The following is a 12,761-nucleotide window of genomic DNA, read 5'->3' on the forward strand; positions in this document are numbered from 1 at the left end:
TTCTCCGGGGTCAGCGGCGGCGGGCTACCTGGGACTGTGCGCGGTCCGGTGCCGATGCCGGTGTGGCGGTCGGCGACTGTGTTCGGCGGGCGGCGTGGTTGCGGGCGTGCAGGATGACGCGGGTGGCTTCGCTCAGGGAGTTGGCGGTGCCCGCGAGCCGTGCGAGGGGCTCGGGTTCCTCGCCGGGTGCGGCGCCGTGGAGTTTGCTGGCGGCGATCCAGGATCGGACGATCACTTCCCGGGTCAGGGGCAGCAGCCCGTGCACGGGGGCCGCGACCTCGGTCAGGACCTCGGCCACCTCACTGCTGGTCTCGGCGGCCGAGGCGCGCTCGGCGAGTTGGGTGAGGTAGCGCAGGGCCGCCTCACGTTCACCGTCTGGGGTGGCCAGCATGTTCAGGGCGGGGTCGAGGTGGACGCTATGCCCCGCGGTGAGCAGGGCATGTGAGGCGGTGGTCGCCTTCAGACGCTGCTGCTCGATGTGCAGGCCGTGCGGAAGATGGTGGTAGTCCCCGCGGGGGCCTGGAGCGGAGAGGAAGCCACCGGTCCGCTGGAGGATGTCCGCCGCCTGATCGGTGCCGCCGATGGCGACGACCAGTCCGGTGCGGGGGTCCTTGGTGATGGTGACGTACTCCAGGACCCAGAAGTCGGGCTCCGTCTCGTTCATCGCGTCCTGGCGGAGGGAGTGCGGGTGCCGGCAGGGGCCGGTGGCGCGGAAGCCGGGCCAGAGGTGGGCGCGGGTCGGCCGGCGGGGTGCTGAAGGGCGGTGCCGATGCCGAGCGTGTCGAGCTGCGGGCCGACCGCGCGCAGCGCGCGGGCCTGGGCCTGGGTGTCGTTGCCCTCCAGACGGTAGATGCCGGTGTGCGGGTCGTGGACGAAGCCGTGGGCGGCGAGGATCGTGCCGGCGCGGTCGTCGGCGGGAGCGGTGGCGACGCTGCCGTCCGGCTGCCAGGTCAAGACGACCTGGTCCGGATGGGAGGGCTGGATACCGTCCAGTGCGTTGTGCCGGACCTGGGCGAGCGCACGGTCGTAGCGGGCCAGCAGATCAACGGCGACCTGCTCCGCGCTCAGGAACGGATCGTCGGCCAGCGCGATGCCGTTGGGCTCGGGAACGCCGCGGTATGCCTCGTCAAGCAGGGCACTTGGGGCGACGGCGGCCATCAGGAAGCCGTCGCGTTCGTCGTGCCGGTCCACAAGGACGAGCTGGGCTCCGTCCGGGCGGCTGAGGATGGCGGCGTGCCGGAGCGGGTGCTCGGCGAGCGAGGCGGCGACCAGGTCCAGGTCCCAGATCCGGTCGGCGAGGTCGACGAGGTCGCCCTTGGCATCGGGCGCCAGGTATGTACTGGTCCAGGCGTCGGGGAGTTCACCGGCGAGGACGTCGGCGTATGAGGCGAGGCGCTCAGAGGTGTCGTGGTGGTCGTGCATGGTGTCCTTGGGCGAGGTGAAAGTCAGCGGCGCAGTCCAGCGGCCACCTGCGGCGGCGGGGCGGGGAGCGTGCGTGTCGGGGGCGAGCAGGCGCACACGGCGGAGCGCTCGCGTTCGGTGCTCAATACCTTCTAGGCGCAGGCTCTGCGGCCGGGGTGCGGAGCGTGCCGGTCGGCGAGAGCGTTACGCGTATCGACGAGGTCGGTGCGCATGGTGCGCAGGTGCTCGTCGGTGAGGTGGCGCAGCCGCCGGGCGATGTAGGGGTCGGTCGGCTCGTCGAGCCCGTCGTAGAAGTCGGCGGTGGCGGTGAGGACATCTGCCACCATGGCGAGGATGCCGTCGTGGGCGGCGGTCAGCCCGGTCAGTGCCTCCGCCACCTCGTCCGTGGTGGTGGCCTCGCGAATGCGCTCGGCGAGGTGGGCGACGGACGAGCCCAAGGTCGGGTAGATCGCCGGGCGGGCGTCGGTGTCGAAGTCTGCGTCGCAGTCGACGTGGTATCCCCTGGCTCGCAGACGCGCGACGGCGCCCGTGGCAAGACGTTCCTCGTCCCGGTCGGACAGACCGGTGGGGACGCGGTGGTAGGTCTCATGGAGGCGCGCGACGGAAACGAATCCGACTCGCTGCAGGACGCTGTGCGCCCCGGGGTCACCGCCGCGGGCGAGGAGTTCCCCGGAGTGCGGGTCACGGCGGATCTCTAGAAGACGGTCGATGGTGGGCAGAGACGTTTCTCCTACCGTGATAGGCGCCGGGTGGTGGGTGCTACGGCGGCGATCGGCGGCTGGGCCAGCTGAGCGGCGGTGGTGTTCAGGTCCTGCTGGACGGCGTGGAGGCGGCGGGCGATCAGCTCCAAGCGGTGGGCGGTGTCGGCGCCGTTGGTTCCGACCTGGTGGGCGACTCGGTGCGCGGTGTGCTCGATGAGTCCGCGGACGGCGGCCAGTGGGCCGGCCTGTTCGTCGGTGAGTTGAGTGAGGACGCTCGCGAGCTGCGCAGATGCGGCCGGGACCGTATGGGCAGTGGCCCGCGTCGTGGGGCCGGTGCGCACAGGGATCAGGTTCAGGTCCTGCTCGATGCGGCGCGCTTCACCGGCAAGGCGTCGCAGGATGTCGGTGGGCGGGGCGTGCCAGGCGCCGTCGAGGTGGATCAGGTTGGCGATCAGGTCCAGGCGTCTGGGCTGGGCGTGGACGGCGATCCACCGGCAGCCGCTCTCCTTGCCGGGAATCTCGATGTCGGCGGCCCGCGCGAGCCGTTGGGCGGTTTCGGCCCACTCTGGGCCGGTCAGTTCCCGGTCGTCCGGGTGGAGCCGGATGCTGAGGTGGAGGATTGCCCGCCGGTCGTCGTCCGGGCTGGCAGCGAACGGATGCTCAAGGTACGGATCTTCGAGGTGCTCGGCCCACTGAACGGACGTCCAGGTTCTCTGCTCGTCGTCTGGGGTGTAGTAGTCCAGGCCCGGCCAGTGGGCGACGACGGTGTACTCGGTCAGGCCCTCGGCCGGGGAAAGGGGCCGTCCGAGGGCTTCGGTGAGCGGGTCGCGTGGCGAGTGGGTCCGCCTGTGCAGGCGGGGGATCATGACGGCCTCCCGCTCGACGCCGAGGGCGGCGGTCCTGCCGTGAGCGTGCATGGGGCAGTCACCGGCCGCTCCTCAGGTCCGTGATGTGCACGAGCTGGCCCAGGGCGGTGGTGGTGTACCAACCGCAGTCGACCAGCTCGTCGCGGTCGGCGAACCGCGCAAGGAGGGCGTCCTCCACGGCCCGCAGGTGGATCAGGCAGTCCGGGCAGCGGCGCGAGAGGTGCACGAGGTAGCGGGGGTGCGCGGTGACGTAGGACTGGGCGCCGCCGGTAGCGTCCCGCAGCCGCCAGCCGTCCTCGTCGGTGGGGGTGTGCCAGGAGGGGGCGACGACGCGCATCGCGTCACCCCACAGTTCCCGGCCGGCCAGCCCCTTGAGGACGACGACGGTGTCCCCGGCCCGGAAGTGGGCGTGGGTGATGTCACGGGTGGGCGTGAGCGGGTCGGGGGTGAGGGCGGTGACGGGGGTGGGGTGATGGTCCCAGGACGGAGGGAGCACGCGGTTCCTTCCACGCGACGGTTGGACGGGGTGGGAGCATCAATAGTCCGGAGGACCGCCGGTTTGGCTAACCGGCGTTTCCCCGCTATGTTGCCCCGCCGTCAGCGGAACGGGTTCTCCGTCCCACGGTCCGCCTCACCGGCTGCGTCGAGGAGTTCGACCAGGTCAGCTCCTTCGGAGTCGCGCTGATCGATCCACCATCCGGCGCGGGTGATGGCGCGGGCCTTCTCCTCCAGCTCCGCCCAGTCCGCCTCGCCCCAACTGCCTTCTATGACGAGGGCGGTGTGCGCGGCCGTTATCAGCTGATGGCGGGACCGCTCGCCCCAGTGAAGGGCCTTGTCCGGTCCTTCCAGTGCCGGCATGTCGAACCGCTTCGCCCACGCGGAGGCGGCCTCCTGCTCTTCGCCGCGCCGGGCCGCGAGCCACTGAGCCCTGGACTCGGTGTCGGAGTCCCGCGCGGCCTTCCAGCAGTCGGTGCAGTCCTTCGACGCGAGCCAGCGGACGAAGCCGGCCCGCTTGTCGGCAGGGCGTTGGGACAGATCGTGATTCACACGGTGGGAGCAGGCGTGCTCCACGGTCCAGTGCGTACTTGACCCCGTGGAATTGCGTTTGATGCGTGATCCATTCGAGGTTGAGCTGGTGTTCTGCGGCTTCACGTTGTTGTCCCTTCTTTCGTACGCAGGCCGATGGCCTGCAGTGTTGTGCGGTGACCTGCACCTGATGCATGATTCGCGCATCAGACGAGGGGAGGGTTGGGTGAGCGGAGCGGGCGTCAGCGAGGCGTCAGCTCGCCTGGTCCTGGTGCAGGGCGTGTCTTTGCTGCACCCCGAAGACGCGGTCTTCGATGCGATGTTGAGCGGCTGGGAGCGGCAGCAGCGGGGCGGGCGACGGCTGCAGCCGGACACGATCGACGACCGGACGGGCATGGTGCGGCGCTTCGCGGCGTACACCAACTCCTATCCGTGGCAGTGGACGGCGTCGGATCTGGACGAGTGGATGACGTACCTGATCGGCGAGTTGAAGCGCGCGGAGTCCACGATCCGCGGCTATCAGGGCGCGATCCGGATGTTCTGCGACTACGTCACCTCGCCGCATTACCAGTGGCCAGCGGAGTGCGAGGCGCGGTTCGGGACGCATCCGGTGCAGATCTGCCACGAGTGGAACACCACGGCGCATCTGGTCGACTACGAGGGGCAGCCGGCGCGACGGCCGATGACCCGCGAGGAGATCCAGGCGTTTCTCGATCACGCCGATGCGCAGGTGGAGCGGGCGGTGCGGCACGGCCGCAAAGGGGCGCTGGCGGCGTACCGGGATGCCACGGTGTTCAAGGTGATGTACGGCTGGGGAACCCGCTGCACCGAGACTTCCCGGCTGGACGAGGCCGACTTCTACCGCAATCCCAAGGCGCCGGAGCTGGACAGGTTCGGCGCGCTGCATGTGCGCTACGGCAAGCGGACCAGGGGCTCCCCTCCGCGGCGGCGTACGACCTTGACGGTGATGCCGTGGGCGGCGGAGGCCGTCTGCGACTACGTGACGAACATCCGGCCGCGCTATCCGGCCGCGGCCAGCAGCGCGGCGCTGTGGCTGACCGAGCGCGGTGGCCGGCTGAAGCCGCGGGAGATCGAGGCACGGTTCGCCGAGTACCGTGACGCGCTGGGGCTGGAGGAGGCGTTGGTGCCGCACTGCCTGCGCCACAGCCACGTCACGCATCAGATCGAGGATGGGGCTGATCCGGTGTTCGTGCAGCGGCAGGTCGGGCACGTCTACCCGTCGACAACCGCGCTGTACACCGGGGTCAGCGGCGATTTCATGAACACGATGATGCGCAAGGTCTTGGACCGGGCGCTCGATGGAGGGGGGTAGGGAGCGACCGTGGCTGCGAAGCTGGATTACCGATGGCATCTGCGGGAGGTGATGGCCACCCGCGGCATGTTCTCCACCACCGATCTGGGCCCGTTGCTGGCCGAGCGGGGAATCGACCTCTCTCCCAGCCAGATCTACCGGCTGGTGGCCGAGCGGCCGGAGCGGCTGAGTCTGCGCACCCTGATGGCGCTGCTGGACATCCTCGGCTGCACCATGGACGAACTGATCGAGCCGGTGGCGGCGGCCGGTGCCAGGCGCCGCCGCGCCGCCGGAGCCGATCTGAATGATCCGCCGGGCCCCGGGGAGGCCGGGGTGGGCGGCTTCCGCCCGCGCCGGGCGCGGATCGTGCCGGAGTAGCCGCCGGTGGATGAGAGCCTGCCGCGATTCGCCATCGAACCCGAGACGGTCATCGGCGAGATCGTCCGGTCCGTCGACTCGAGCTGCGCGACGATCGACATCACGGCGCTGCTGGAGGAGGTCTTCTGCTACCGCAGCCAGCGCCGCACGCTCGCAGAGGTGCTGCACACGGATGCGGAGCTGCTGACCTCCGGCCGCCCGGAAGGCCCGCGCACGGTGGAGCGGCTGATCCGCGCCCTGCAGGCCAAAGGGGCTACGGGGCTGGTGCTGCCGCGGTGCGGGAAGTGCGGGCGTCAGCGGCCGTTGACGGCCCTGGCTGACGGTCGCCGGATCTGCCGCTCGTGCGCCAACCGACGGCAGGTCCAGGCGAATCCGTGCGGGATCTGCGGCAGTATCGACTATGCGGGCCGGGATCGTGACGGCACTCCGCGGTGTCGTGCGCACCCGCCCGGCGGCGACATCGACCCGGCCGTCGAACTGGCCGGCCGCCTGGCCGGGCCGACCGGCCTGCCCATCGAGACGGCGGTTGCGGCGATCCGCGCGGTCGCCCGCAACCGGGGTGGCCAGCTGCGGTTGCTGTGGGCGTTCGAGGACCACCCGGACTTGCTGTCCGGCGGTGGCGCGAAGGGCCCGCCAAAAACTGGAGCGTTGGCACGGGCACTGATCAACCGCGGCGCCACCGGGGTGCAGGTACCCCGGTGCCCGCTGTGCGACCGGGCAGCGGAGCTGCGGCTGCTGCACCAGGGTCAGCGATGCTGCGGACGCTGCTGGCTGGCGCGTCATCGGGAGGTCTGCGCGGACTGCGAGCGGCTGCTTCCGGTGGGCGGACGGACCTTCGACGGCAAGCCGGTCTGCGTCGGCTGCCGGCAGGCCGATCCGTTCAACCGCCGCCGCTGCGACGGCTGTGGCCAGCTGCGGGTGGTCAAGGCGCGCACCGGTGATGGCCGCGCTCTGTGCTCCACCTGCCACGACATCCCCCGGGCACGGTGCGCCACCTGCGGGGAGCTGGGTCCGTGCCGGTTCGTGACCAGTGAGCCGCCGCGCTGCCTGTCATGCTGCGCGAAGCAGCGCAAGGAAGCGAACTGCGTCGGCTGCGGCAACTGGCGGAGGGTCAACAACCGCACGGCGACCGGTGAACCGCTGTGCGGCAACTGCGGCAAGAAGCCCAAGCCGTGCGACGGCTGCGGCAAGGTCTACCGGGTCAGCGCCCGCACCACCGACGCCCGGGCGCTGTGCCAGACCTGCTGGGCCAAACACCCCGCCGCCCGGCAGCCGTGCGCCGCCTGCGGCAGCGTCGAGCGGCTTTACCACCACGGCCTGTGCGCCGCCTGCGCCGCCCCGCGCAGCCTGCACCGCGCTCTGGCCGGCCCAGACGGACAGCTGCGCCCCGAGCTCGAAGGGGTCTACACCGCGCTGCTGCGCCTGCCACCACATGCGAGCCTGCGCTGGAGCAACCGCCGGCCGACCCACCGCGCGCTCCTACAGGCACTGGCCGCCGGCACCGGCCCTATCACCCACGAAAGCCTCGACCCGCTGGCCCCGGCCCAGATCGTCGACCACCTGCGCGCCCTGCTGGTCGCCGGCGAAGCGCTGCCCGAGCGCGACGAACAACTCGCCCGCCTGGAACGCTGGGCAACCCGCACCGTTGCCCGCGTCCCTAACGCCACCGAGCGACGCCTGCTGACCCACTACACCGCCTGGCAGCCACTGCGCCGACTGCGTCGCGTTCGACCCGGACGGCACATCACCGTCGGGCAGAGTGACAGCGTCCGCATGGAAATCCGCAACACGGTACGACTGCTGGAATGGCTCCACGGCGGCGGGATTCCCCTGGCTGAAGCCACCCAGGATCACATCGACACCTGGCTCAGTCAGGGCAGCACCCAGCGTCACTGGGTACGCGCCTTCCTGCTGTGGACTTCCCGCAGCGGGCACAGCAGGCCGCTGACCGCGCCCGCCCACGGCAGCGAGCTCAGCTTCAACGTCATCGCCCAAGATCACCGGTGGGCGCTGGTCCGCCGCCTGGCCACCGACCACCAGCTCGCCGCCCCGGACCGCGCCGCCGGGCTGCTGGTGCTGCTGTTCGCGCAACCACCCAGCCGCATCACCCGGCTCACCACCGACCATGTCCTCGACACCGGCGAGCACGTCCGGCTGCGCCTGGGCCGCGAACCCGTGCTCGTCCCCGCACCACTGGATGATCTGCTGCGGGAGCTGGTGACCCGCCGCCGCGGCCGGTCGACAATCCCGCCCAGCCGCGAGCCCACCTGGCTCTTCCACGGCATCTACCCCGGCCGTCCGATGGATCCCAGTAGCCTCAGCCGCCGCCTGAGAGCCATCGGCGTCCAGCCGCGCCAAGCCCGCAACGCCTCCCTGATGGACGTCGCCTCCGAGTTGCCCGCCTACGTCTTCAGCCGCCTGCTCGGCTACTGCCAACAAACCGCCGACAACTGGAACACCGAAGCCTCCGGCTTCGGACCCGACTACGCCGCCGACCTCACCCGCCGCTGACCCCGGCATTCGCAGCGGGCGGGGATGGCCTGCTAGCGGGGGCATCGGCTGGTTCGGCGGCGCCGAGCAGGCGGAGCAGGCTGGCGTGCAGGACATCTCTGGCCACTGTCGCCGGCAGTCGGCCGGCGTCCTGCTCCGTGCTCGCCGTGTGCCCGAGAGAGATGGTCGAGGCGACGAGCCAGTCAACGGGTAGGCGGTCGTCGAATTCTCCTGCCTGCTGGCCTTGTTCGATCACCTGTCTGATCCGGTCAGCGACGGGCAGGTGTCGGTCGCGGTCGGCCTCCGCGCTGACGGGCTGGGCGCTGATCATCCGCAGCAGTACGGGGTAGCGCTCGGTCACCTGGGCGCCGGCGTCGATCATGCGGAGCAGCGTTTCCGTGGCGGTGCCGGCGCTGAGGTCTACGGCGTCCATGGCGGCGACGGCCTCGTCGGTGATCCGCTCGACCACGGCCAGCAAAAGCTTCTCCCGGGAGGGGAAGTGGGCGTAGACCGTCGGCCGGGTCACCCCCGCGGCCCCGGCGATGGCCTCCAGACCGGCGTCGGGATCCACGTTGAGGACCTGGGTCGCGGCATCCAGGATGGCGGCCCGGCTGCGAAGGGCGTCCGCGCGGCGGTTGCGGGCAGGAGGTGACTTCATCTCTTACATGTTGCCAAAATTGTCGGCCGCTGTATATTTGACAGCCCGTAAAAGATAGCGTCCCTACCTCGACAGCGGGAGCGACATGCGACCTCTTGGCAGCACCGACCCCGGGCAGTTCATCGCGGACTTCTACACCTCCTTGACCGAGGAGTTGCTGCAGTCGGACGAGGACGCAGCAGCGATCATCGACCGCTATCACACCCCGGACATCGTGGAGATCGCCGACGGGCACCGGATGGACCGCGACAAACTCATCGCGCATTGCCGTCCCGTGCGCAAGAACCGCCCCACATTGCGCATGGAGGTGCACGAGGCCATCGTCGACGGCGACCGGCTCGCCGCCCGGTACACCATGCACTCCTCGCAACGCGGCAAGGACCTCGCCACCGAGGTCTACTTCTTCGGCCGGTTCACGCCGGACGGGCGTATGAGACAGGCGCACATGACCACCCGCACTCTTCGGGCCGACGCAAACAGCGGGCAGCAGGCGGTGACACCGTGACCGAGCGCGTCTACACCGTCAGGGGCATGGTCTGCGGCCACTGCGCGGAGTCGGTTGGCGAAGAGCTCGAAGGCATCGCTGGTGTTACGGCTGTCAGCGTGGACGTCGACAGCGGCACGGTTGCGATCACGAGCGATGAGGCGCTGGACACCGCGGACGTACGCGCGGCGATCGAGGAAGCCGGCTACGAGCTGTCTGCCGAAGGCGCGTAGACCCCAGCTGGGGGCCGCAGCCACGCGGCAGTGACCCACCGTCGAACCGCACGCCGAAGTGTCCGAACGCCGGGCATCCCCACGGCCTTCGGTCGATCCGCCCGACAAGCGCATAGATGGTGCACCTAGGGACCTGACCGCGCGTCGCGCGCACCGAGCGGCAGCGTCAAGCCCGCCTCCGAAAACCGTCACCGAGAGGGCTGCCATGAAACCCCATGTGAACTCGGACGAACTCGCCGCAGCGTACGCGCGACTGCACGGATACGGTCCCGAATTCGGCGGGGACGAGGAGGGCAACCACGGGTTGACCAATCACGGCCCTATGGCTGTAGAGGTCATGGTCAGACGCGGGCTGGATATTGGCGTTCAGAAATGGCTCGACCGCTACGTTCACCGACTGGCGGAGCTTCCCGACGTCGGCGAACCCGTCCAGCCCGACGGGTGGAGCGCGGCGCTCGGTCAGGCACGGCGGCTGCCGGACTGGACGGTGTACTTCCAGCGAGAGCTTGCCGAACGTTCCTGGCAAGACGTGCTTACTGAGTGGTGGCCACGGTTGCTACCGGGCATCGTGGCCGGCTCGACCCATGGCGTGATCCGGGTCGGTCACGCGGTGAGGGCCCTCTGCGCCTTTCCAGGCGCGCCAGTGCGTCCGATGCTCGACGAGCTGGCGCACGGACTGGCGTTCTGGACGGCGCGCTACCGTGAGCTCACCGGGGTGGCCATGCCAACGGGCTCCCTCACACCGCAACAGGCTGTGACAGCCGTCAACCGGCTGGACAACCAAAGGGGCTTCATCGCCCACCGCCTCGACCGCCTCGAGCACAGCCCGGGTTGGACCGCGAGCCTACGCCTGCTGCAACCCGCCGCGTCCACCGAAGAGGTCCCGGCCCGGCTGGAGACGCTGGTCGACAGCGCCGCCAGGGCATACCTCGGGTTTGGCCATGCAGCTCCGGTCCTACTCGTCCACGCCGCGACCGCGCCCAACGCCGTACTGCATGTTCTCCCGGCCCTGCCGACAGAGCTGTGGCAGCGGAGCCTGACAGCGGCCTGGGCTGCCACAGCGGCGATCATCGCGACCTACGCACCGACCCAGTCGGCACCAGAAGCGGAGATCCGTGCGCGTCTACCCGAGCTCTCCCGCGAGGATGCGCTGTGCCGGGCAGCAGAGCACGGTGACGAGCACGTCTTGAAGTTCACCGACACCGCCGTCGAGTCCTACGACCGCACGGGCGACCCGGTGTTTCTCGCCACGACCAGCCTGGCTGGCGAGCTCATCGACCGGCCCTGATGCGGCACTAGAAGGACGGAGCCAGCTGGCGTCCAGGTTGAGTGTCGGCAAAGCGAATGTCTGAAAGCGACAGTTCAAGTCCTCACGTCAGGGGAACTTGCCTACATGGTCTCGGGGACCGCCCGCTGCGGTGAACGCGGACCATGCCGTGGGGTCAAGCCCGGCGGAATCCCGCATCTTCTGATAGCCGCGATTACCAATAACGGCCATGATTGAGGTCTCCTCGAAAGGTAGGAAGTGGTGGGGGGAGCTGCGCCCTGATCAGGGCTCTTGTGCCGGACGGGGGGTGAGGGCTTCGGCGGTCAGAGGTGGCGGGCGGTCGTGGTGGTGTGGGGCGGAGGCGCGGGCGGCGTGGTGTCCACAGCCGGGCGCGGGCGCATGCGCAGCACGGGGGTGCGGTGTGGCGGCAGGACGGCGACGGTCGCGCCGAGGTCCTCGGCCGCCTCTTCGACTTCGCGGGTGAGGAACTCGATCTGCCGGCCCAACGCCGAAAGACGGGCGGCGATCTGGCGCCCCTGCGCGGTTTCCAGAGCGCCGGCGAACTGGCCGCTCGTCTCCAAAAGTTCCTGCAGCCGGACCAAAGGGCCGGCCTGGTGGCCGCGCTGGACGGCGTCAAGGAGGGCGTTGGATGCGTCACCGGCACTGTGGCCTTCGACGACATCGCGCAGGAGGTCCTGCACGGACACCTCCGGGGCCGGTGCGGGGCGGTTGAACCGGGAGGTGTCCGCACACAGCACGCCGGGCGGGACCGCAGCGGGCAGCGCCTTGCCCGCCTCGTACTCGTGGGCGTAGTGCCCGATCACCCGCCAGCCCGGCATGCCCGGATCCCCGCGCAGCGCGACCACCGTCGAGTCGTCGTCCTCGACCAGGTACGCGAGGGTGATCGGCTGTCCGTCGGCGGCGTACCACGACTCGGTCAGATCCAGCGCGCCGCGCAGCTGCGCGGCCTGTGCCCTCTCGGTCCACATCCGCTGTTCCTCGTCGGTCAGCGGATCCTTCTGATGCTGGCGGTCGTGTTGGTCGGCGAGGCTGGAGGCGATGGAGCCGTGGTCCGCCCAGGCGGTGAGGTGCGGCCACAGAGCCCGGAACTGAGCGCGTTCGGCCGGCGAGCCGGGGGCGGCCGGCCGGTCGAGCGTCCGGCGGATCTCGGCGGTGCAGGCATCCAGCCCGTCCAGTACGGCCCGCCATCCGGCCAGGTGCCGGGCGGGCGGCAACGCGTCGAGGGCGAGACGGGCGGCATCCAGGAGAGCCTCGGCATGGGGAGCGAGGTGTGTGGTGTATGCCTCCACCGCCGCCTTGTCGCGGTGGGTTCGTGCGGCTGCGGCGGCGCCCGCGTGGACGGTGCGCCCGTGGCGGTCGCGTGTCCTGTCGAGCGCGGCCTCGGTCTCGCAGTCGATGACCGCCATCCGCAGCCGGAAGTCGCGCGCCGCGTTGCCGAGTCCGGCTGCCACCGGCCGGGGACTGTCGGGGACCGGAACGCCGGCAGGCGTCATCGGGACGGCCCGTCGCCGGAGGCCGTCAGAGGGACGGTCGGCTTGTACGCGGGCCTCGGCGGAACCGGCCGGGCGGCGTGCAGAGGGGCGGCGGGCGCTATGGCCCGCTGCGTGGTTCGGCCGGCGGCGGCCTGGGCGAGTCGGCTGCGGTGCTCAGGGAGTCCATGCGGCCGGACCGGGCGTGGCGGGCTGGTGGTATCGGCCGGATTGAGGCGGATGCCGGCCTGCACGGTGTAGCCGCGGCGGCGGAGATCGTGGACAGCCTGTCGGGTCCGGCGGGGACCGTCACGCTCAGGCTCGCTGAGCCGGTACAGCCCCGGATCGCCAGGGACGGGCTCGAACTCCTCGCGAACCAGGAACCAGTGGGCGAGGTGGCTGGGGATGGCGGAGGTGAAGGAGGCGACGAAGCC

General features: G+C 70.6%; 14 protein-coding genes. 6 read left to right on the forward strand and 8 right to left on the reverse strand.

The window, feature by feature from the left end; translation table 11 throughout:
- Positions 1-10: 10 nt before the first annotated feature.
- The 6 genes from ABS735_RS14065 to ABS735_RS14090 form a co-directional block, all read right to left on the reverse strand.
- Positions 11-664 (reverse strand): hypothetical protein, encoded by a 654-nt coding sequence (locus ABS735_RS14065; RefSeq protein ID WP_016325419.1) that lies wholly within the window; start codon positions 662-664, stop codon positions 11-13.
- On the reverse strand, positions 661-1,422 hold the full coding sequence (locus tag ABS735_RS14070) for a hypothetical protein (RefSeq protein ID WP_042799380.1): 762 nt from the start codon (positions 1,420-1,422) through the stop codon (positions 661-663). The genes ABS735_RS14065 and ABS735_RS14070 overlap by 4 nt, the downstream gene beginning before the upstream one ends.
- A 131-nt stretch (positions 1,423-1,553) precedes the next feature.
- On the reverse strand, positions 1,554-1,859 hold the full coding sequence (locus tag ABS735_RS14075) for a hypothetical protein (RefSeq protein WP_234308217.1): 306 nt from the start codon (positions 1,857-1,859) through the stop codon (positions 1,554-1,556).
- Positions 1,860-2,152: 293 nt separating this feature from the next.
- On the reverse strand, positions 2,153-2,989 hold the full coding sequence (locus ABS735_RS14080; RefSeq protein WP_042799844.1) for a hypothetical protein: 837 nt from the start codon (positions 2,987-2,989) through the stop codon (positions 2,153-2,155).
- A 58-nt stretch (positions 2,990-3,047) separates the two neighbouring features.
- Positions 3,048-3,485, reverse strand: a complete 438-nt coding sequence (locus ABS735_RS14085) for an MDR/zinc-dependent alcohol dehydrogenase-like family protein (RefSeq protein ID WP_016325415.1) — start codon at positions 3,483-3,485, stop codon at positions 3,048-3,050.
- 101 nt (positions 3,486-3,586) lie between these two features.
- Positions 3,587-4,036, reverse strand: a complete 450-nt coding sequence (locus tag ABS735_RS14090; RefSeq protein ID WP_042799377.1) for a hypothetical protein — start codon at positions 4,034-4,036, stop codon at positions 3,587-3,589.
- Positions 4,037-4,241: 205 nt separating this feature from the next.
- Here ABS735_RS14090 and ABS735_RS14095 point away from each other — a divergent pair, with 205 nt between their 5' ends.
- From ABS735_RS14095 to ABS735_RS14105, 3 genes are read left to right on the forward strand one after another with little or no spacing between them, the layout of a single operon-like run.
- Complete coding sequence (locus ABS735_RS14095) at positions 4,242-5,348, forward strand: tyrosine-type recombinase/integrase (protein WP_016325413.1); 1,107 nt, start codon at positions 4,242-4,244, stop codon at positions 5,346-5,348.
- Between the two features lie 9 nt (positions 5,349-5,357).
- Positions 5,358-5,705: a helix-turn-helix domain-containing protein gene (locus ABS735_RS14100; protein ID WP_016325412.1), complete on the forward strand. Its 348-nt coding sequence runs from the start codon at positions 5,358-5,360 to the stop codon at positions 5,703-5,705.
- Between the two features lie 6 nt (positions 5,706-5,711).
- The gene (locus ABS735_RS14105) at positions 5,712-8,216 is read left to right on the forward strand and encodes a hypothetical protein (protein WP_016325411.1); all 2,505 of its coding nucleotides are present in this window, start codon (positions 5,712-5,714) and stop codon (positions 8,214-8,216) included.
- Here the strand turns inward: ABS735_RS14105 and ABS735_RS14110 are convergent.
- Complete coding sequence (locus tag ABS735_RS14110; RefSeq protein ID WP_016325410.1) at positions 8,203-8,853, reverse strand: TetR/AcrR family transcriptional regulator; 651 nt, start codon at positions 8,851-8,853, stop codon at positions 8,203-8,205. The two genes, ABS735_RS14105 and ABS735_RS14110, sit on opposite strands and share 14 nt — an antisense overlap.
- Positions 8,854-8,938: 85 nt before the next feature.
- Between ABS735_RS14110 and ABS735_RS14115 the strand changes: the two genes are divergently transcribed.
- The 3 genes from ABS735_RS14115 (at position 8,939) to ABS735_RS14125 (ending at position 10,858) form a co-directional block, all read left to right on the forward strand.
- Complete coding sequence (locus ABS735_RS14115) at positions 8,939-9,358, forward strand: nuclear transport factor 2 family protein (protein ID WP_016325409.1); 420 nt, start codon at positions 8,939-8,941, stop codon at positions 9,356-9,358.
- Positions 9,355-9,570 carry a heavy-metal-associated domain-containing protein gene (locus ABS735_RS14120; RefSeq protein ID WP_016325408.1) on the forward strand — a complete coding sequence of 72 codons (216 nt, stop codon included), beginning with the start codon at positions 9,355-9,357 and terminating at the stop codon, positions 9,568-9,570. Before ABS735_RS14115 ends, ABS735_RS14120 begins: the two co-directional genes overlap by 4 nt.
- A gap of 217 nt (positions 9,571-9,787) precedes the next feature.
- The gene (locus ABS735_RS14125) at positions 9,788-10,858 is read left to right on the forward strand and encodes a questin oxidase family protein (protein ID WP_042799375.1); all 1,071 of its coding nucleotides are present in this window, start codon (positions 9,788-9,790) and stop codon (positions 10,856-10,858) included.
- A gap of 302 nt (positions 10,859-11,160) precedes the next feature.
- Here ABS735_RS14125 and ABS735_RS14130 read toward each other — a convergent pair whose 3' ends face one another.
- Positions 11,161-12,351 carry a hypothetical protein gene (locus ABS735_RS14130; RefSeq protein ID WP_016325406.1) on the reverse strand — a complete coding sequence of 397 codons (1,191 nt, stop codon included), beginning with the start codon at positions 12,349-12,351 and terminating at the stop codon, positions 11,161-11,163.
- Positions 12,352-12,761 lie beyond the last annotated feature (410 nt).

Origin of the sequence: Streptomyces sp. MMCC 100, assembly GCF_041538145.2 — a bacterium.
Classification (GTDB): domain Bacteria; phylum Actinomycetota; class Actinomycetes; order Streptomycetales; family Streptomycetaceae; genus Streptomyces.